This window comes from Arthrobacter sp. JDC6 (assembly GCF_056484025.1).
Genome location: NZ_CM151278.1, coordinates 3,772,462 through 3,792,489 on the forward strand (window position 1 = coordinate 3,772,462; position 20,028 = coordinate 3,792,489).

Here is a 20,028-nt window from a genome sequence, read left to right on the forward strand (position 1 = left end):
GAACCTATCCTTTGGAGGCCCGGTCCAGGGAAGCCTGGCCCTTGTTCTGGGCGTCCTTGATCCTTTGTTCGAGTGCTGACTCGTCCACCTTGCCCGCGGCCAGGTCCGGGATCGACTGCACGGTGACGTTGAGGAGGCCGAGCTGGATATCGCCCCAGGCGCCAGTGAACGGTGTGGCCTTGGACTTGGCGGCGGCGTCAGCCACCGGCTTGAGCTTGGGGTCTGTCAGAGCGGCCAGGGCTTCGGCGTTTGCAGGCAGGTCGCCGAAGGTCTTCTGGTAGTTCAACTGCTCGTCCTTGGAAGTGATCAGTTTGATGTAGGCGAAGGCAAGGTCCTTCTGCTTGGAGTAATCAGCCACCACCAGGTTGTCGCCCGAGAGGATGCTGGCGGCCTCGCCATCGGACTTGGACTGCGTCTCGCCCGGTGCGACCGTGGGCATCAGGGCGTACTCGTACTTCCCGGCAACTGCGGACTTGTCCAGGGTGGGGATGGAGCTGGAGGTGGTCATCATCAGGTAGCCGGCCTTGCCGCTGGCGAAGGCCGCCACGGCGTTGCTGTTGCTCCAGCCGACGGAAGCAGGGTCAACGACCTTGTCCTGGGTCAACCAGCCGAAGTACGTCTGGTAGGCCTTCTTGACGGTGGGGTCGTCCATCTTGAGCTTGTTACCGTCGACCAACGGGTTTCCGGCCTGGACGGCCATGGCCCAGATGAACTTCCAGGGGTCATAGTTGTCCTTGTAGCCCGTGGCGATGCCATAGGTATCAGCCTTGGTCATCTTCTTGGCCTGGGCTGCGAGCTCGTCCCAGCTGGTTGCGGGCTTGTCAATGCCGGCCGCGGCGAGCAGGTCCTTGTTGTACGCCATCACGAACGGGCGGCTGACGAAGGGGATGCCGGCCTGGTGGTCCTTGTCCGGGCCGGAAATACCGAGGGCAGCCTGGTTGAAGCGGTCCTTGCCGCCAACCTTCTTCCAGTCGTCATCCGAGAGGGTGACGAAGGCCTTGGTGGCATAGGCCGTGGGGGTGAAGGTGGTGCCGAGTCCGTAGACATCCGGCCCCTGGCCGGAGACCACGGAAGTCTGGATGCGGGTGAGCTCGTCGTTGGCCGAGGCGAAGGTTTCAAACTTCACGTCGGCCCCGGTTTCAGCCTTGAACTTGGCGGCAATATCGCTCTGCCACTGTTTCTGCTGCTCGGGGTATTGGCTGAGAACGCCAGTCAGGACGTTCAGCGTCTTGCCCGTCCCGTCCACTTTGCCGTCCGCATTCGTGGACCCTCCCCCACCGGTCCCGGAACCCGAACCGCAACCGGTCAGGGCCAGTGCTGCAGCCGTAACAATCGCCGCAAGCCCAGTAGTCGATTTAAACCTCATTGTTTTTCTCCTCTAGGACACCCACATGGCCACATCCGTCCTGTGGCGGAAATCACTGCAGGCGACTCGAATGCCAGTCTAGGAAGGATGCAACAACTCCGGCAAGCGGTTGCCAAAAGTTGCCAAAAATGGTGGGATTAAGGCACAGAGTCAGGGGCCTCGCCGGCGTTAATTGTCGACGGCGGTTCGTCCAGCCAGCGAGGAAAGGTCCAGCGTTATGGCTGATCTACCCGTCGAAGCCACCACGCGCGGTGCGCTAGACCTTAACGCCAGTGCAAACCGGCCGCCCACCATCCGCGACGTGGCGGCACTGGCCGGAGTGGCCACCTCCACGGTGTCCCGTGCCCTGTCGCGGCCGGACCGGGTCAATGCGAGGACCCGGCAGCGGATCGAAGAGGCAGCCGCGGAGCTGAACTACGTGCCGAGCTCCCAGGCGCGGGGACTCAGTTCGGGGCGCACCAACGCCGTGGCGGTGCTGGTGCCCGATATCACCAACCCGTTCTATTTCGACATCATCCGGGGCACGCAGCACCAGCTCAAGGCAGCCGGTTACACCCAGCTGCTGGTGGACACTGAAGAATCCAACGAGGTGGAACTCGATGCATTGCACAAGATGCGCAAATCCGCCGACGGTTTCATTCTCGCTGCCTCCCGCCTGACGGACGCCCAGCTGGCGGAGGTCTCGCGGACGCAGCCCCTGGTCACCTTCAACCGCGCCTCCACCAGCGCTCCCACGGTCATGATCGATACGCCGTCGGCCATCATCCAGGCCCTGGAACACCTGGCCTCCCTGGGCCACCACAAGGTCTGCTACGTCGCCGGACCACCCACGTCGTGGTCAAACCAGATGCGGTGGAAGGTCTTCGAGGAGGACGCGAAACGGCGCGGTATGGAGGTCCACCGGATCGGGCCCTACACCCCGAAGACGACGTCGGGGGCTGCCGCGGCGGACGCGGCGGTCAGGACGGGTGCCACTGCCTGCATCGTCTTCAACGACCTGTTGGCCATCGGCATGCTCCAGCGCCTCCAGGCCCGCGGCATCCGCGTCCCGGAGGACATGAGCATCATCGGGTCCGATGACATCTTCGGCGCGGACTTCTGCAACCCGCCCCTGACCACCATTTCAAGTCCCATCGAGCAGGCCGGCCGGGTGGCGGTGTCCATGCTGCTGGCCCAGCTCAACCCGCTGGCGGGAAGAGCCGCCCGGCAGCTGGCGGTCATGCCCACCCACCTGACTATCCGGGAGTCCACAGGCCCTGCACGACTATAGGAAGGCGAGGCTCATTTTTCCCCGCCCGGACGTCCGCGGCGGGCGATGGCGTCAACGACTTCCTGCCTGGAAAGGCCCCGCTGGCGCGGGTCCAGGTGGGGGCCGCTCCGGCGGGCGTACGACGGCGGGAGCCACCCGCCGTCGTACGCCCGCCCTGGAAAATCAGTGCTTAGGCTTCCACCAGCCTGGACCCCGCCGGAACCCCGGCCGGAACCTCCGCGGGAACGCCCGGCTCACCGCGCCCGTACAGCCAGTCGTTGTACTGGAAGTTGTTGTCGCCGCGGCTCTTGAACAGCATGTTCCGCAGGATGCGTGCCACGCCGCCCACGTGCCAGGACTCGCCCCAGATCCGGGCGGTGCGCTGCACTCGGGCCGTCCGCGCGGCGCGGGCTTCGTTGAACTCGCGGAAGGCAGCTTCCCAGGCGCCGGCGTCGATGCCCTCGGGCGTGAAGACCTTTTCGCGGGCCACGTCCTGCAGGACTGCCGCGTCCTCCAGCGCCTGGCAGGCACCCTGGGCCAGGTACTGCAGCATCGGGTGGGCGGCGTCGCCGATGAGTGCCATGCGGCCGGAAACCCAGTTCTCGATGGGGTCGCGGTCGTACATGGGCCAGCGGATGCCGGTGGCCAGGTTCTTCAGGGCTTCCTGCACGGCGGGGACGCAGTCCTTATAGGCTGCCTCGAGCTCGTCCACGCCGCCGTACTGCTCTTCGCCGCGCTCGAAGGACGGGGACTTGAACACCGCCACGGTGTTGAGCAGCTGGCCCTTGCGCAGCGGGTACTGGACCAGGTGGCAGTCCGGTCCCAGGTAGACGATGACGTCCTCCAGGTCCGCGGCCGGGGTCTCCTCGGTGATGGGCACGGTTCCGCGGTACGCCACGTAGGCCGAATTCACCGGACCGTCATTGGCAACGGTGCCGCGCAAGGTGGACTTGAGCCCGTCCGCAGCCAGGATGGCGTCGGCGTCAAAGACCTCGCCCTTGGCGGCGTAAGCGCGGGCCCGGTCGCCGTCGGTTTCCACCTTCTGCACCAGGACGTCGTTCACCAGGGTGACGCCGGCTTCCTGGCAGGCTTCGAGCAGGATCCGGTGCAGGTCGCTGCGGTGGATGACGACGTAGGGGGCGCCGTAGCGCTCCTCGAACTCACCGCCCAGGGTCTGGCGGGTCAGCTCCTCGCCGGTGATGGCGTCGCGGAACACCAGGTGCTTGGGCTGGACGCCAATTTCCAGCGCCTTCTCCAGCAGGCCCCAGCGCTTCAGGACGCGGGATGCGTTGGGGGCCATCTGCAGGCCCGCACCCACTTCACCGAAGGCCGGTGCCACTTCAACCAGGGTGACGTCGGCGCCGTTTTCGCGAAGCGCCAGCGCTCCGGCAAGCCCGGCCATGCCGCCGCCCACCACGAGGACGTCGGTGGACGCTTTGACGTTAGACATTGGAAACTCCTACTGCTGTTGATTTCTTGATTTTGATGCCGACTGCTGCGAGCAGGAGCCCGCCGGCCTGCGGTGCGGCCACTGCCCCGATGCGGCCCACGCCGAGTGCCCAGCCAAGGGCAGTACCGCGGAGGTGTGCCGGATAGTGGCTGGCCACGGCCGCGATAATCAGGCACTGGGTGCCGTGCGTTCCCACGCCGGCAAGCACCAGCATGAAATAGACGACGGCGACGGGCGGCCCGGACACCAGGACCACCAGGGCGACGGCGGCCACCGCCGCTGCCGCAATCGCCGTGGAAATGGGCCCGAACCTTGTGCCGGCCCAGGCGGTCAGTACCGAGCCAGCCACGGCGCCCAGGTTGAGCGCCAGCGCGAACGTCAGGGCGGAGCCAAGGTTGTACCCGGTCAGCTGCATCAGGTTGGGCAGCCAGGTGCCCAGCCCGTACCAGGCGAACAGGGTCACCAGGGTGCCGATGGCAAACAGCAGGCTGGTGCCGAGGTAAGGCGCCCGGAGCAGGGAGCCGAATCCCACGGACTCCTTCGCGGTGCTGCCGCCGGTTGTCTTGGGTGCCAGTGTTTCCGGCAGGTAGCGGAACCCCAGCGGGATCACTACCACCAGGGCGACGACGGCCACGAGGAACATGATGGGCCAGCCGAAGGCCGGAATCAGCGGAATGCCCACCAGCGCGGCGAGGGAGCCGCCGATGGGAACGCCGGACATCATCAGGGTGGCGATGGTTGACCGCCATTTTTCCGGCACGAGTTCGGCCACCAAAGCGTTGGCTGAGGGCACCAGGCCCCCCAGTCCGATGCCGGCCAGCAGGCGGAGGCCGCCGAAGACCGGCGCATTGGGGGCAAAGGCGCAAAGGATGGTGAACGCGGAAAACACGATGGCGCAGCCGATGATGGTGCGCCGCCGGCCCCAGGTATCGGACATACGGCCGGCAAAGACCGCTCCAATCATCATGCCGACAAAGGCCATGGACCCGATGGTCCCGGCCGTGGCCTTGGTCAGGCCCCAGCCGGTGTCGCTGATGAGTGAGCCCTGGACGGTGCCGTAGACGATCAGGTCGTAGCCGTCGAAAACGACCAGCAGCCAGCACACCAGGACGGCAAGTACGGAACGCCGGGGGAACCCGGAGAGGCCTGCGCCCGAGCTGGGGGCGGCCGTGCGCTGCGGCGCTGCAGCGGAAGTTGTGTGATTCATCCCACCACTGTGCTGGCAGTCATACCAGCGCGCCCATATTATTCTGTCATGCAGAATCTTCCTGCCCGGCGGAAGCCCACCTACTCCATCGAAGCGGTGGATAACGCCCTGCAGCTCCTCCAGCTCCTGCGGGACGTCGGCAGCCTGCGGCTCAAGGACGCTGCGGCGGAGCTCGGCGTGGCGCCGTCCACGGCACACCGGCTCCTGGCCATGCTGGTGTACCGGGGCTTCGCGGTCCAGGATGAAACGCGCCGGTATGTGCCGGGCCCCGCGATGGGCGCCGGCCCGGCGGGCTTGAGCTGGACACGCCAGCTGCGGGACATCTCCCGGCCACACATGGAACTGCTGTGCGCGCGCACCAACGAGACCGTCAACCTCATGATCCGGGTGGGCACAAAAGTCCGCTTTTTGGACACGGTGGAAAGCACCAACATCCTGCGCGTCGGGGACCGGCAGGGGACCCTACTCCCCGCGCATAAAGCCTCGGGCGGGAAGGCCATCCTGGCGGAGCTCGATCCCGCCGTGCTGGAGCAGCTGTTCCGCAGCCCCAACGCGGAACTGGGCGGCGACTACATCCCGGACGCCGACTACCCCGCGTTCCTGCGCGAGCTTGAGTCCGTCCGCGCCAACGGATTTGCCGCCAACTTCGAGGGTACCGAGGAGGGCATCAGCGCCTTTGGGATGGCCCTGCACAACGGCAAGGGCATGGTGGTGGGCGCCCTGAGCGTGGCCACTCCCGTGGCACGGTTCCGGCCCCTGTTCGACGCCGGGCTGGTGGGCGTCATGATGGAGACCCGGCGCCAGCTGGAAATAGACATCGCGGCCAATCCGGCGGACGGGGCAGCCGGAAGCTGACCGGCAGGGCCGAAGGAATTCTGCATGCCAGAATATGCTGGGGATCACAGCAGATCTTCCCTAGGGTCGAATCCACGTCGCAGTCAGTCCGCACGCAAGGAGAAGGCCAGTGTCGATCAGCGCTGAAAACCAAACGCACGAATCCGTGGCGCAGGAACACCACGTTCCCGAGCCCACCCCGGAGGAGGCTGCGCAGCTTGAGCAGCTGTACCGGGATTTCGATAAGGAAAACCTGATTCCGTTGTGGACGGAGATCGGGGACCTGATGCCGATGGTCCCGTCGCCCAAGGCGGTCCCGCATGTGTGGCGGTGGGAGGACCTGTACCCGTTGGCTGCCCGCGCCGGGGACCTGGTGCCCGTGGGCCGCGGCGGGGAACGGCGCGCCATTGCGCTGGCCAACCCGGGCCTGGCCGGCACGCCTTACGCCACCCCGACGTTGTGGGCGGCCATCCAGTACCTGGGCGGCCGTGAAACGGCCCCGGAGCACCGCCACTCGCAGAACGCGTTCCGGTTCGTCGTCGAGGGCGAGGGCGTGTGGACCGTGGTGAACGGGGACCCTGTCCGGATGTCCCGCGGCGACTTCCTGCTCACCCCGGGCTGGAACTTCCACGGCCACCACAACGACACCGACCAGCCCATGGCGTGGATCGACGGCCTGGACATCCCGTTCGTGCACTACGCAGACGCCGGCTTCTTCGAGTTCGGCACCGAGCGCGTCACCGACGAAGCCACCCCGGACGTCTCCCGCTCCGAGCGGCTCTGGGCCCACCCCGGACTGCGCCCGCTCTCGGGCCTCGATGACACCACCAACTCCCCCATCGCGGCCTACCGGTGGAAGTACACCGACGCCGCCCTGCGCGAACAGCTGCTCCTCGAGGACGAGGGCCACCCCGCCACCGTCTCCCAGGGCCACGCCGCCATCCGGTACACCAACCCGACCACGGGCGGGGACGTCATGCCCACCATCCGCGCCGAGTTCCACCGGCTGCGCGCCGGCGCCTGGACCGAGACCGTCCGCGAGGTGGGCTCCAGCGTCTGGCAGGTCTTCGAAGGCACCGGATCCGTGACCCTGAACGGCGAAACCAAGGTCCTGGCCAAGGGCGACCTGTTCGTCGTCCCGTCCTGGCAGCAATGGTCCCTGGAAGCCGGGACTGAGTTTGATCTGTTCCGGTTCAGCGACGCCCCCATCTTCGAGCGCCTGAACTTCAACCGCACCTACATCGAAGGACGCACCAAGTAATGAAACTCCTCACCCTCCGCACTCCCGACGGAACAAAGGCCGCACGCCAGGACGGCGAGACCCTCACCGAAGTCCCGGGCTTTTCCGATGTCGGGGCACTCCTGCAGGACCCCAACTGGGAAACCATCGCCAAGGATGCCAACGGCGCAACACACGCGTTCGACGGCGCCGACCTCGCCGCCGTCGTGCCTTCCCCGGGCAAGATCATCTGCGTGGGCCACAACTACCGCAACCACATCAAGGAGATGGGCCGCGAGGTCCCCGAGTACCCCACCCTGTTCGCCAAGTACGCCGAGTCGCTGATCGGGCCCAACGATGACCTCGCGCTGCCGCAGGAATCGGACACCGTGGACTGGGAAGCCGAGCTCGCCGTCGTCATCGGCAAGGCCGGCCGGCGCATCCCGGAGGCAGAGGCTGCCGGGCACATCGCAGGGTACTCCGTGCTGAACGACATCAGCATGCGCGACTACCAGTTCCGCACCATCCAGTGGCTGCAGGGCAAGACCTGGGAGAAGTCCACCCCGTTCGGCCCGGCCCTGGTCACCAAGGACGAATTCACCCCCGGGCCGCTGATGACCTCGGCCGTGGATGGCGACGTCCAGCAGTCCACCCCCACCAGCGACCTGGTCTTCACCCCGGAATACCTGGTCTCCTACATCTCCACCATCATCACCCTGAACCCGGGCGACGTCATCGCCACCGGCACCCCCGGCGGCGTGGGCCACGCGCAGGACCCCAAGCGCTACCTGCAGGAGGGCCAGGTCCTGGTCACCACCATCGAGGGCCTGGGCCAGCTGACCAACCGCGTGGTCAAGGAAGCCTGATGGTTGCCCGGCACGACCAGGCCAGCGACCCCGTGCTGCTCGAGGGGCTGCTGCAGGCCCGGCGCGGCACCGCGTTCTTCGCCCGCAAGCTCAACGAGCTTCCCGACGCGGAACTGGACGGGGGCTCGCTGCTGCCCGGCTGGACCCGCCGCCACGTTGTAGCCCACGTGGGCTACAACGCCAGGGCCATCGCCCGTCTGGTCGAGTGGGCGGCCACCGGGGTGGAAACACCCATGTACCCTTCCGTTGAGGTCCGCAACCACGAGATCGACTTCGGGTCCACCCTCAGTCCCATCGCCCTGCGGAACCTGTTCGACCACTCCGCCGTGCACCTGAACGTCGAATGGCGCGACCTGCCCGCCGCCAACTGGCACCACAAGGTCAAAACCGTCCAGGGCAGGACCGTCCCGGCCGAAGAGACCGTGTGGATGCGCACCCGCGAAGTCTGGGTCCACGCCGTGGACCTGGACAACGGGGCCACCTTCAAGGACATCCCTGCACCCGTCCTGGAACGCCTGCTCAAGGACATCACCGGCGCCTGGCATGCGCGCGGCACCGACGCCGGGCTCCTCATCACAGTGGACGGCACCGGCTTGTCGTTTGGGGACACCGCCGCCCTGTCGCCCACCGTGGTGTCCGGTTCACTGGCCGCCATCGCCCAGTGGGCCGCGGGCCGCGGCACGGACGGAACCACGGCGAAGCGCGACGGCGAAGCAGCTACCCCGGCGCCGCCGGCACCGGCCTGGATCTGACAGGCCGCCGTGGCACCCGCCACAGCACCGCACCAGAGGCGGGCCAGCACCGGCTGGCCCGCCTTTCGGCGTTCCTGCCCGCATGTCCCGTCACGTGCGGTGCGTCGCCTCAGGCTGGAGCCTAAAAAGGATCCCCTGGACTTGGAGGAGGTTCCATAAAATCAGCCCAGGACGCTGGATAGCATGAGGTGACCGGACAGAGCCGTCCGGTGGGATCGACGCAAAAGGACAACCCATGGCCGCGGTTACGGTGGATGACATCCTCTCGGATCTTCCCCTCGGCTTCGCCAGCCTCATCCTTCGCCCGGCCCCCTCGGCGACGGACATCGAACGGTTCCTGATCGTCGACGCCGACGATGAAGCAGCCCAGGCCGGCAAAGCCTTTGTCCTGCTCATCGGGGTCCGTGGCCGTTCGGCGCTGCCTGCCCTCCGGCGCCTCCTGAAGGACCCGCCCCCGGTGGTCGCCGTCAAGGGCCAGCGCGAAGACCTGGCGGAAGCGGAAGAACTCCTCCGCGCAGCCGGATCGGGACTGCTGCTGGTGGATCCGGCAGCAGACTGGGACCGCCTGCTCTCCATTGCCAAGGACCGGATCCAGCCGCGCAGCTACCAGAGCGAAGTGCTGACCCTGCTCGAGGAAGACCTGTTCGCGATCGCCCAGACCACAGCGCGGCTCACGTCCAGCCACGTGCTCATCGAGGATGCGGCCAACAAGGTCCTTGCCTACTCCACCGTCACCAATGACATCGACGAACTCCGCAAGGCTTCCATCCTGGCCCGGCGCGGCCCCCGCAAATACGAACTGCTGCTCAAGGATCTTGGCGCCTACCGCGAACTGCACCGCACCCGGCAGCCGGTCCGGGTACCCGCACGGCCCCAGGACGGGCTGCGGGAACGGGTGGCCATCGCGCTCTTTGCCGGCGAACGGATCATGGGCTACATCTGGCTCCAGGAGACCGGAGCCGGCTTCGGCCCGGACGTTGAGTATGTCCTCACGGGATCCGCGGCACGCGTCTCGGCCGAACTGATCCGGTACCGCAACCAGCAGTCCGTCCATATGCGGGAGGACCGGATTGTTCGGATCCTGTCAGGTCCCGCGGAGGCCGCCGCCAGCGCGCACAGCGGAAAAATCCCTTCGGAACGTCCCGCCGCCCTCATCCTTATCGGCATGTCCGACGCCGACTCGCGCGCCGACGACGCCGCACTCAAGCACGGGGAACTTGCCAATCTCGCCTCCATCCACGCGGCCGCGTACAAGCCCACCGCCGTCGTGGGCCAGTTCAAGGGTGACACCGCCATCATCGTGCCTGACCTGCAGTCCAGCACCGCGGAATCGGGGCTGCGTTCCCTTGCCGAGGCAATCGTCCGGGATGCCCGCAAGCACCTCGGCATCAGTCCATTCGCGGCCGTGGGCCCCTTGGTGCCGGACCTGTTGTCCCTCCATACGGTGACCGGGGTGACGGAGGCGCTGCTGGCCTGCGTGGGCACGGCAGAACCCGGCACGGTTGCCGCGGTGGGCGATTTCGAAGCGGAAATCCTCTACCGCGAGGCGGTGCGGAACTTCCACACCTCACCGTTCCGCCACCGCGGCCTGGCAGCGCTCCTCCAGGAGGACGCCGAACTCGCCGACACCCTCCGCACGTATTTCGATGCGTCCTTCGACGTCGCCGAATGCGCCAGGCGGATGAACCTGCACAAGAACACTGTCTACTACCGGGTGGCCAAAGCCACCCGGGTGACCGGCCTCGACTTCGGCAGCCCCAGGGATTCCCTGGTGGCGCTGCTCCACCTCCAGGAGTGGGCCTCCACTTCCTACGACACTTCAGGCAGGAAATGACCACAACACTCGGCGCACCACCCCTGGACATCCTCCTCGAGGACATCGTCCGGCGTCACCGTCCGCGGAAGGAAACGGGTGCAGTACCCCGCAACATCCCCTTCCTGGCCAAGGTCCCCTTCGACCGGTTTGGCATTGCCGTCGCCACCACGTCCGGTGACGTTTTTTGCTCCGGTGACGCCGATGTCCCCTTCTCCATCCAAAGCATCTCCAAGGTCTTCACCCTGGCCATGGCGCTGCAGGGCGGCCGGTCCGCCCGGCTGTGGTCTCGGGTGCTGCGCGAACCGTCCGGAACAGCCTTCAACTCCCTGGTTCAGCTCGAGGCCGAACATGGCATCCCGCGCAACCCCTTCATCAATGCCGGGGCGCTGGTGGTCACCGACCATCTGATGCAGGAGACGCCCGACGCCGCCGCGCACCTCCTGCGGTTCCTGACCGGACAAGCGGGTCACCAGGGACAGGCGGACAGCCGGGGACAGGGGCCGTTCATTGACGAGGCAGCTGCCGCCGGTGAACTGGCCGGCAGCAGCCGCAACCTTGCCCTGGCGCATTTCCTGAAGGACTTCGGGAACCTCACGCAGCCTGCGGAATCAGTGGTGGAGAATTACGTCCGCCAGTGTTCGATCATGATGACCTGCGCGGAGTTGGCCAAGGCCGGCCTGTTCCTTGCCAATGACGGACAGGGAGCCGCCGGCACCGTGTTGTCCCGGAGCGAGGCCAAGCGGATCGGCTCCATCATGCTGACGTGCGGCATGTATGACGCCGCCGGCGAATTCGCCTACCGCGTGGGCCTGCCCGGAAAGAGCGGGGTGGGCGGCGGAATACTGGTCATCGTGCCGGGCCAGTGCGCCATCTGCGTCTGGAGCCCGCGCCTGGATGCCAAGGGCAATTCCCTCGCCGGCACGGCAGCCCTTGCCGACCTCTCCGACCGCACCGGCTGGTCAGTTTTCTAGTTTTTCCCATCCAAGACAGATCTTCCCCGGATCGAAAGGAAATACCCATGCCCAACAACCCCAATGACGAGGTTGGCTTCGACCACATAATTGATGGTGGTCACGCGCATGCGTCCGAGACCTCCCTGCACGCGGAGGACAAGGGTTACCACAAGAACCTCAAGCCCCGGCAGATCCAGATGATCGCGATCGGCGGCGCGATCGGCACCGGCCTGTTCCTGGGCGCCGGCGGCCGGCTCAACGCCGCCGGCCCGTCCCTGGTCATCGCCTACGCGGTCTGCGGGTTCTTCGCGTTCCTGATCCTGCGCGCCCTGGGCGAACTGGTCCTGCACCGGCCCTCCTCGGGCTCGTTCGTCTCCTACGCCCGCGAATTCTTCGGCGAAAAAGCCGCATTCGTCTCCGGCTGGTTCTACTGGATCAACTGGGCCACCACCACCATCGTGGACATCACCGCCGCCGCCCTCTACATGCACTTCTTCGGCAACTACATCCCCTGGATGGCCGACGTTCCCCAGTGGGCCTGGGCACTGACCGCCCTCATCGTCGTCCTGGCCCTGAACCTGGTCTCGGTCAAGGTCTTCGGCGAAATGGAATTCTGGTTCGCCCTGATCAAGGTCGCCGCCCTGGTCGCGTTCCTCATCATCGGCACCTACTTCGTCATCTTCGGCACCCCCGTGGACGGCCAACAGGTCGGCATCAGCCTCCTGTCCGACAACGGCGGGATCTTCCCCAACGGCCTGCTGCCCATGATCATCCTCATGCAAGGCGTCCTGTTCGCCTACGCCTCCATCGAACTCGTCGGCACCGCCGCCGGCGAAACCGAAAACCCCGAAAAAATCATGCCCAAGGCCATCAACTCCGTGGTCTTCCGCATCGCCGTGTTCTACGTCGGCTCCGTGATCCTCCTGGCCCTGCTGCTGCCCTTCACCTCCTACCAAAAAGGCGTCAGCCCCTTCGTGACCTTCTTCGGCTCCATCGGCGTCCAGGGCGTAGACGTCATCATGAACCTCGTCGTCCTCACCGCCGCCCTGTCCTCCCTGAACGCCGGACTCTACTCCACCGGCCGGATCCTGCGCTCCATGTCCGTCAACGGCTCCGCACCCCGCTTCGCCTCCCGCATGAACAAAGCAGGCGTCCCCTACGGCGGCATCGCCATCACCGCCACCGTCTCCCTCCTCGGCGTCCCCCTGAACTACCTCGTCCCCGCCGAAGCCTTCGAAATCGTCCTGAACATCGCCTCCGTCGGCATCATCATGACCTGGGCCACCATCGTCCTGTGCCAAATCCAACTCAAAAGCTGGGCCGACAAAGGCTGGGTCACCCGCCCCTCCTTCCGCATGTTCGGCGCCCCCTACACCGGCTACCTCTCCCTGCTCTTCCTCATCGGCGTCCTCATCATGGTCTTCATCGACTCACCCCTGACCATGCTCGTCACCGCCATCGCCTCCATCCTCATGGTCGCCGGCTGGTACGCCTGCCGCACCCGCATCCGCCAAATCGCCGAAACCCGCGACGGCTACACCGGAAAGTCCCCCGTCATCGCCAACCGCACCCCCATCTCCTGACCCCATCCCTTCCGCCAACCTTCCGAGCCAAAGAAAGAACATGACACCAGAGCCGCAGCCCACCCTGACCTCCTCCCCCACCCGGCCCGCCGCCGTCGTCCATCACCAGGACACCGTGGCGCCCGCCCTGAAATCCGCGGGGCACGTGATCGTTGACTCGCTGGTGGCGCATGGCGTGGAACGCACCTATGTGGTTCCCGGCGAGAGCTTCCTGGATGTGCTGGACGGCCTGCACAACTCGAAGATCGAAACCATCGTCTGCCGCCATGAAGGCGGTGCCGCGTACATGGCGGAAGCCGACGGAAAGCTGAACCAGCGCCCGGGCGTGGCGATGGTGACCCGGGGGCCCGGCGCGGCCAACGCCCACGTAGGGCTGCACACCGCCTGGCAGGACTCCACGCCGATGCTGCTCTTCGTGGGCCTGATCCCGTTTGCCCACCGGGACCGCGAGGCGTTCCAGGAATTCGACATCAAGTCCTGGTTCGACACCGGCGCCAAGCGGGTGATGGTCCTTGACCACCCGGAACGGGCCTCCGAGATCGTGGCGGAGGCCATGTTTGCGGCAATGAGCGGCCGGCCCGGGCCCGTGGTGGTGGGCCTGCCCGAGGACGTCATCCGGCGGGAGGTCAGCCCTGCGCTGCATCCTGCGATTCCCGTGGCCGCAGGCGGGATGGGCAGCGCTGATGCGTCAGCCCTGGAAGCGGCGCTGGCGGAATCGTCCAAGCCGCTGTTCGTGACCGGCGGCAACGACTGGACGCAGGAGGCCGCGGACCAGCTCACCGCCTGGCTGGAACGGCACCACATCCCGGCGGCGGCGGAATGGCGGACGCAGGGAACAGTGCCCTTCGATTCGCCGTCCTACGTGGGACCGATCGGCTATGGCCGGCCGCGCCCCACTTACGACCTGCTGGAGGAGACCGACCTCCTGGTCTTCGTGGGAACGGTGCCGGGCGACGTCATTACGGACGGTTTCGTCTGCCGGCAGGACTGGAACAAGGAAAATTTCCTGGTCACCGTGGACCCGTCGCTGCGGGGAAGGTCCGGCCCGGTGTCGCGGCAGATCCTGGCCAAACCGGAAGCGTTCGTGCGCGGCCTGGAGGGCATCAGCCTGCCCGTGAAGGAAGAGTGGAAGGCCTGGACGGCCAGGATGCGCGCCGAGCAGGAGCGCTTTGCCACGCTGCCTCCTGCTGCCCCGGCGGCCGGGCAGGCCCGGATGGACACCCTGATGGCCAACCTCGTCCCCCGGCTGCCGGAGGATGCGATGGTGACGTTCGGTGCAGGTGAACACACCAACTGGGCGCACCGGTATTTCCCCACCCGCCGCTACGCGTCCATGATCAGCGCGCGGAACGGGTCCATGGGCTACTCCGTCCCCTCGGCCATCGCAGCGTCCCTGGCCGAACCGAAGCGGCGCGTGGTCACCATCGCCGGGGACGGCGAATTCCTCATGAACGGGCAGGAGCTGGCCACGGCTGCCCAGTACGGGGCCACGCCGCTGGTGGTGGTCATGGACAACCAGGAGTACGGCACCATCCGCACGCACCAGGAGCGGCACTATCCCCGGCGCGTCTCCGGTACCCAGCTGAAGAACCCCGACTTTGCGCTGATGGCCAGGGCTTTCGGCGGATTCGGGGTCACGGTGACCGAGGACCGAGATGTCCCGGCAGCGCTGGATGCAGCCCTGGCAGCGATTGACCGGGACGGCGTATTCGCCCTCATCCATCTCGTGGTGGAGCAGCGGGTCAAGGCGTACTAGGCCAAGGGGAAGGCCGGCACGAAAGTGCCGGCCTTCTTCCTTGCTCTTGCTGCGGGCGGTTAGAGCCGGTCCGTCCGGTCCTCGCCACCCTTGTGGCCGGCCCCGCGGAGGTTTTCCTGGACTTTGCCGAACAGGTCCTTGATGGTGGATTCCGCGTTGGTGATGACGTCCACCGGCACAAAGACCTCATGGGTCAGCGGCAGGTCATATTCGTCCTTCAGGTGGGTGCCGTTTCCAACCCCCGTCAGCGACAGGTAGACCATGGCCTCAGTCCGGGCGATGCCCGCGAGCTTGCCGAACACAACCGTGAACTCGTTCGGCTTGAAGCTGATGGTCTGCCCGATGTGGCTGCGGCCCAGTTCCCCGGCGGTTACGGCCTTCTCCGACTGGCTTCCGGTGTAGTCCATGAACTTCTCCTTCGATCGCCAACACGTATGCAGGCAGTCTAACCCTGCCGCTCCATGCCGGCACAGGGTCCCTGCTGGAGGGATGCACAACAAGGGACCGGAACCCGTGGCCATTCCTCCATTGAGCCGCGCCGTGGCGCAGCGGTTTGATGGCATCACCGGGGCCGCAGCAGCCGCCCCGGCCAAGCCTCTTCAAAGGAATATCCGTGACTTCAATGACGAGCCGCGTAAAGAGCCCTGTCCGCTGGGACGCTGTCCAGGTCGGCGACAGCGTCGAACTCAGGAGGGATGGGCACACCGCCTTCAGCGGCCTGGTGGATGCCCGGACCGATGACGGCGACGTGGTGTGGGTGGCAGCCCCCGCGGGAGACCGGCGCTTGTTCCATATCGCCGACGGCTACGACCTGGCAGGGGTGCCGGCATGACGGACTGCCCGGACGATTGCCCCTACTGCACCGGGCCGGAGACTGACTAAGGGGCCGGTAGAATCTTGAGGGTCCGGGCACCGGCTCCGGACCCGTAGGCGGAACCGGCCCTGCACCCTGCAGTGCCGGCGGACAGCAGGAGGAGCAGCCGTGCGTGGTTCCCTCCCGCAGGTCCCTTTCCACCTCCTCCGTGCCTCGACCCTGGCCGCCGGCACCCTGGCCCTCGCCGGCGGCGCCCACGTGGTTGGCGGAGGCCGCCTTCCGGCCCCGGGCATCCTCCTGGCCGTGCTGGCCCTGACAGCACTGGCCAGCACGGCCGCAACCCGCCTTCGGCTGGCGTTTCCGGCCATGGCCGCGCTCCTGGGCGGCGGCCAGCTGGCCCTGCACGAGCTTCTCACCGCCTTTTCCGCTCCCCTTGAGAGCGCAGCAGGTGCGCCGGCGGCGGCCCACCTGCACCAGGTCCCCCTGGCCGGGTTCGCAGCGTTCGCTCCCCTGGCGGAGCACCTGAGTCCCGCAAATCCCGCGCTGGCACCACTGATGCTCGCAGCGCACGCGGCGGCCACGCTGGGCTGCGCCCTCCTCCTCGCCAAAGGCGAAGCTGCCCTGTGGGCACTGGCCGACTGGCTGCGGCCCTTTGCCGGCCTTCCCGGGCCGGTGGCACCTGTCCCTGCCGTCCGCCTCAACGGACTGTTCGGGCACGTTCCCTTGCACCGCTCCCCCTGGCGCAACGTCCGCCAGGACAGCCGGCGCGGCCCGCCTTCCGCCGTCGTGCTTCCCTGCTAAAGCCCCGCACCGGCCTTCCGCACGGCGTCGGGGTACACATTTTGCACGCCCTGTATCAGTGGTGTGCGCCAGAAAGGCAACCCATGACAACCCCGTTTTTTCGCCGTGCCCTGACCGCATCCGCAGCCGCCGCAGGCTCAGCCGTTCTCCTGCTCGCCGTGGCGGGCGGCGCCTCAGCGCATGTTGGCGTGACCCCGGACAAGACCGGCGCCGGTTCCTATGCCCTGCTGACGTTCGGCATTCCGCACGGCTGCGGCACGTCCCCCACCACGAAGGTGGCCATCACGCTGCCCCCGGAATTGAATGACGCCCAACCCACGGTCAACCCCAACTGGACAGCGGAAAAGGTGACCGAACAGTTCGCCGAACCCCGGAAGCTCCCGGACGGAACCGCCATCACGCAGCGGACCAGCCAGATCGTCTATACGGCCAAGACGCCGCTGAGCCCCGAACTGCGCGACGCCCTGGTCCTTTCCGTGCACCTGCCGGACATGGCCGGGACAACCCTGAACTTCCCCACGCTGCAGACCTGCGAAAGCGGCCAGACCGACTGGTCCCAGGTCGCCGCTGACGGCCAGGACCCCCACGGGCTGAAAGCCCCCGCCCCCTCGCTCACCATCACGGCGGCGGACAGCGCGGACGCCCACGGCGCGGCAGGAGCTGCCCACGGCACCGGACAGGCGGCGGGGACGGACAGCGGCGCGGAGGCGCGCAGCTGGACCGGGCTTGCTGCCGGCGTGGGCGGACTGGTCCTGGGCGGGGCGGCACTGCTGCGGAGCAAGGGCAGGCTCCGCGCGCCGGGCAGCAACACTGCCGCCGGCACTGCCGGCCGGGAGCCGGCCGGCAAGCCCTAGGGTCGTAATTGGTGCCCGGATCATCACGATCCGGGCATCAAATTGCCCCTACTGCAGGTGGCATCGTTGACGCGGGCAACGGCTACCGCGAAGGTGGTCCCATGAGGTCTCAGAAAATTTCCCAGGGGTTTGCCATGACGACGGCGGCCGCAGCGGCAGCGCTGCTGCTCACCGCGTGCGGCCCAAGCCAGCCGCAGTCCCAGACTACGACGGCGCCCGCCACCGGGCAGGCCAGCCAGTCCCCCTCGCCGACCGCGTCAACGGCGCCTCCGGCGTCCTCGGCGCCGGCCACGTCGACGCCGGCTTCCCCGTCCCCCGTCAGCCCTGCCGGCACTCCGGGCCTGTGCAAGGCGGCCGGGCTCACGGCGGCCACGGATCCGTCCGGTGGCGGCGCTGCCGGCAGTGTCTACATGAAGCTCAACCTCACCAACAGCGGCTCCGAGCCGTGCATCCTCAGGGGCTTCCCGGGCGTCTCCCTGGTGGCAGACGCCGCCGGCGCCCCCATTGGCGCCCCCGCCACGCGGGATGAGTCCGCAGGTGTCGTGGACGTTCTGCTGGCCCCCGGCCAGACGGGCGCTGCGGTGCTGCGCTACACGCAGGCAGGCAACTACATGGACTGCTCCCCCGTGGATGCTGCCGGCTACCGGATCTATCCGCCCGAGGACACCGATTCCCTGTTCCTCCCGCAACCTACCCGGGCCTGCGGCAACGCAAACATCACACTGCTCAGCATTGGAGCGTTCCAGCCCGCCTGACCCCGGGACCTGACCCAGGAGGGAACCGGGAATGGAGGGATGCACAAACTGGCCTGCGAGGGCCGTGGACCGTAGGCAGGTTGGACTGGCATGACGTCGATTTGGCTGGACCGCAGGGATCCCTTCATTTCTGATCCGTTTGAACCGGACACCAGGTATGACACGGTGGTGGCGGGGGCCGGCCTCACCGGCCTGGTCGCCGCACTGCTGCTGGCCCGCTCCGGGCAAAGCGTACTGGTACTGGAGGCCCGCCGGCCGGGGGCCGTGACCACCGGCAACACCACTGCAAAAGTAACGCTGCTGCAGGGCACGTTCCTGTCCCAGCTGGCCCGCCAGTATTCGCAGAAACAGGTGCAGGCGTACGTGGACGGAAACCGGGAGGGCCAGGCCTGGCTGCTGCGCTACCTGGAGGAGCACAACGTGCCCTTCCAGCGCCGCACCGCCTACACCTATGCTGCGTCAGCACAGGGAACGGAAAAGCTGCGGGAGGAGGTCAGCGCCGCCACCACTGCCGGGCTGGACGTGGATTACGTCCGCGACGCGGGTTTGCCGTTTCCCGTCCACGGGGCCGCCCGGCTGCGGGACCAGGCCCAGATCAATCCGATGGAGGTCCTCGACGCACTGGTGGCGGACATCCGCCGCCGTGGCGGCCGGATCGTCAGCGGCGTGCGCCTCCGGGACGTCACCGGTGATGCGCCCTCCGCCGTCAGGACCGACCGTGGCAGTGTCAGGGCGGACACGGTCGTCCTTGCCACTGGAATCCCCGTCCTGGACCGCGGCCTCTATTTCGCCAAGCTGAAGCCAAGCCGCTCCTACGCGGCGGCCCTTGCCCTGCAGGAGGACCAGGCACCTCCGCCGGGCATGTATATCTCCGTTGAGCAGCCCACGCACTCCCTTCGCGACTATGAGATGGGCGGCCGGAACCTGCTGCTTGTGGGCGGTCACGGGCATCACGTGGGGCGGACGGACTCAGAGAAAGCGCACCTCACCGGGCTGCTCGACTGGGCGGGCCGGCATTACCCCGGTGCGGTCACCACGCACACGTGGTCGGCACAGGACTACATGCCCACCAACCTCATGCCCTTCTTCGGAAAGCTCCCGCGCGGCAAGGGCCGGATCTACTTCGGCACCGGCTACAACAAGTGGGGAATGACCAACGCCGTCGCCGCCGCGCTGGGCATCTCGGCGGACATCCTGGGCGGCCAGGTGCCCTGGGCGGACACCATCCACCACCGCATTACGTCGCCGGCAGGTGCGTTGTCCGCCGTGGCGCTCAACGCCGGAGTTGCCGCGAGGATGGCCTCCGACTGGGGGAAAGTGACCACTGAGGGCCGCAGGATTGACGGCCTCAAACGGGGAACCCGCGGAGCCACCGTTCCCGCAGCGCCTGCCCCCGCAACACCTGATACCGCAGGCCCGGCCGCCGTCCCGGCCGAAGGCCAGGGCAAGGTCTACCGCGAGGGCAACCGGCCGGTGGCTGTATCCACCGTGGAAGGAACCACCTGCAGGCTCTCGGCGGTCTGCACGCACCTGGGCGGCATCCTGCACTGGAATGACAACGAACAGACGTGGGACTGCCCCCTGCACGGGTCCCGCTTCACGAACCAGGGAAGGTTGCTTGAAGGCCCGGCCACCAAGGACCTGCCGGAGTCCGAAACTGTTTGAACAGGAATTGATCAGCTATTGAACAGGGATTTGCCGGCCGAGGCCCTGCAGGGCTGCCGTCTGCCTTGGCCGAAATCCCGGGGTTGGA

Annotated in this window: 18 protein-coding genes; 14 read left to right on the top strand and 4 right to left on the bottom strand. The window is 67.1% G+C overall.

The features are described from left to right. Positions 1-4: 4 nt before the first annotated feature. Complete coding sequence (locus ACV095_RS17395; protein ID WP_026266211.1) at positions 5-1,366, bottom strand: ABC transporter substrate-binding protein; 1,362 nt, start codon at positions 1,364-1,366, stop codon at positions 5-7. 217 nt (positions 1,367-1,583) lie between these two features. Between ACV095_RS17395 and ACV095_RS17400 the strand changes: the two genes are divergently transcribed. Further along, positions 1,584-2,636, top strand: coding sequence for a LacI family DNA-binding transcriptional regulator (locus tag ACV095_RS17400; protein ID WP_478222364.1), 1,053 nt, complete (start codon positions 1,584-1,586; stop codon positions 2,634-2,636). A gap of 169 nt (positions 2,637-2,805) precedes the next feature. On the opposite strand, the gene ACV095_RS17405 is transcribed toward ACV095_RS17400, so the two are convergent. Together ACV095_RS17405 and ACV095_RS17410 are read right to left on the bottom strand one after the other, a co-directional pair. Further along, entirely contained in the window at positions 2,806-4,065 is a 1,260-nt protein-coding gene (locus tag ACV095_RS17405) for an FAD-dependent oxidoreductase (protein ID WP_478222365.1), read from the bottom strand. Then, complete coding sequence (locus tag ACV095_RS17410) at positions 4,058-5,272, bottom strand: MFS transporter (protein ID WP_478222366.1); 1,215 nt, start codon at positions 5,270-5,272, stop codon at positions 4,058-4,060. The genes ACV095_RS17405 and ACV095_RS17410 overlap by 8 nt, the downstream gene beginning before the upstream one ends. 48 nt (positions 5,273-5,320) lie before the next feature. Here ACV095_RS17410 and ACV095_RS17415 point away from each other — a divergent pair, with 48 nt between their 5' ends. The 8 genes from ACV095_RS17415 (at position 5,321) to ACV095_RS17450 (ending at position 15,051) form a co-directional block, all read left to right on the top strand. After that, positions 5,321-6,127 carry an IclR family transcriptional regulator gene (locus ACV095_RS17415; protein WP_018772173.1) on the top strand — a complete coding sequence of 269 codons (807 nt, stop codon included), beginning with the start codon at positions 5,321-5,323 and terminating at the stop codon, positions 6,125-6,127. 109 nt (positions 6,128-6,236) lie between these two features. Next, on the top strand, positions 6,237-7,367 hold the full coding sequence (locus ACV095_RS17420; protein ID WP_478222367.1) for a cupin domain-containing protein: 1,131 nt from the start codon (positions 6,237-6,239) through the stop codon (positions 7,365-7,367). Beyond that, positions 7,367-8,191, top strand: coding sequence for a fumarylacetoacetate hydrolase family protein (locus tag ACV095_RS17425; protein ID WP_223993791.1), 825 nt, complete (start codon positions 7,367-7,369; stop codon positions 8,189-8,191). Before ACV095_RS17420 ends, ACV095_RS17425 begins: the two co-directional genes overlap by 1 nt. Then, positions 8,191-8,943: a maleylpyruvate isomerase family mycothiol-dependent enzyme gene (locus tag ACV095_RS17430; protein ID WP_223993785.1), complete on the top strand. Its 753-nt coding sequence runs from the start codon at positions 8,191-8,193 to the stop codon at positions 8,941-8,943. The genes ACV095_RS17425 and ACV095_RS17430 overlap by 1 nt, the downstream gene beginning before the upstream one ends. Before the next feature lie 235 nt (positions 8,944-9,178). Further along, positions 9,179-10,777 (top strand): PucR family transcriptional regulator, encoded by a 1,599-nt coding sequence (locus ACV095_RS17435; RefSeq protein ID WP_478222368.1) that lies wholly within the window; start codon positions 9,179-9,181, stop codon positions 10,775-10,777. Beyond that, positions 10,774-11,730, top strand: a complete 957-nt coding sequence (locus ACV095_RS17440) for a glutaminase (RefSeq protein ID WP_018772168.1) — start codon at positions 10,774-10,776, stop codon at positions 11,728-11,730. Before ACV095_RS17435 ends, ACV095_RS17440 begins: the two co-directional genes overlap by 4 nt. Positions 11,731-11,777: 47 nt before the next feature. Then, complete coding sequence (locus ACV095_RS17445) at positions 11,778-13,295, top strand: amino acid permease (RefSeq protein ID WP_223993782.1); 1,518 nt, start codon at positions 11,778-11,780, stop codon at positions 13,293-13,295. Positions 13,296-13,335: 40 nt separating this feature from the next. Beyond that, entirely contained in the window at positions 13,336-15,051 is a 1,716-nt protein-coding gene (locus ACV095_RS17450; protein ID WP_144601243.1) for a thiamine pyrophosphate-dependent enzyme, read from the top strand. 59 nt (positions 15,052-15,110) lie between these two features. Here ACV095_RS17450 and ACV095_RS17455 read toward each other — a convergent pair whose 3' ends face one another. Then, the gene (locus tag ACV095_RS17455) at positions 15,111-15,458 is read right to left on the bottom strand and encodes a hypothetical protein (protein ID WP_018770854.1); all 348 of its coding nucleotides are present in this window, start codon (positions 15,456-15,458) and stop codon (positions 15,111-15,113) included. Positions 15,459-15,673: 215 nt separating this feature from the next. Here ACV095_RS17455 and ACV095_RS17460 point away from each other — a divergent pair, with 215 nt between their 5' ends. The 5 genes from ACV095_RS17460 (at position 15,674) to ACV095_RS17480 (ending at position 19,940) form a co-directional block, all read left to right on the top strand. Continuing rightward, complete coding sequence (locus ACV095_RS17460; protein ID WP_223995107.1) at positions 15,674-15,883, top strand: hypothetical protein; 210 nt, start codon at positions 15,674-15,676, stop codon at positions 15,881-15,883. A 150-nt stretch (positions 15,884-16,033) separates the two neighbouring features. After that, entirely contained in the window at positions 16,034-16,666 is a 633-nt protein-coding gene (locus ACV095_RS17465; RefSeq protein WP_134165133.1) for a hypothetical protein, read from the top strand. A gap of 83 nt (positions 16,667-16,749) precedes the next feature. Then, positions 16,750-17,520: a YcnI family protein gene (locus tag ACV095_RS17470; RefSeq protein WP_134165134.1), complete on the top strand. Its 771-nt coding sequence runs from the start codon at positions 16,750-16,752 to the stop codon at positions 17,518-17,520. 101 nt (positions 17,521-17,621) lie between these two features. Continuing rightward, positions 17,622-18,275: a DUF4232 domain-containing protein gene (locus tag ACV095_RS17475; RefSeq protein ID WP_478222369.1), complete on the top strand. Its 654-nt coding sequence runs from the start codon at positions 17,622-17,624 to the stop codon at positions 18,273-18,275. A gap of 90 nt (positions 18,276-18,365) precedes the next feature. Continuing rightward, positions 18,366-19,940, top strand: coding sequence for an FAD-dependent oxidoreductase (locus ACV095_RS17480; RefSeq protein WP_478222370.1), 1,575 nt, complete (start codon positions 18,366-18,368; stop codon positions 19,938-19,940). Positions 19,941-20,028: the final 88 nt, after the last annotated feature.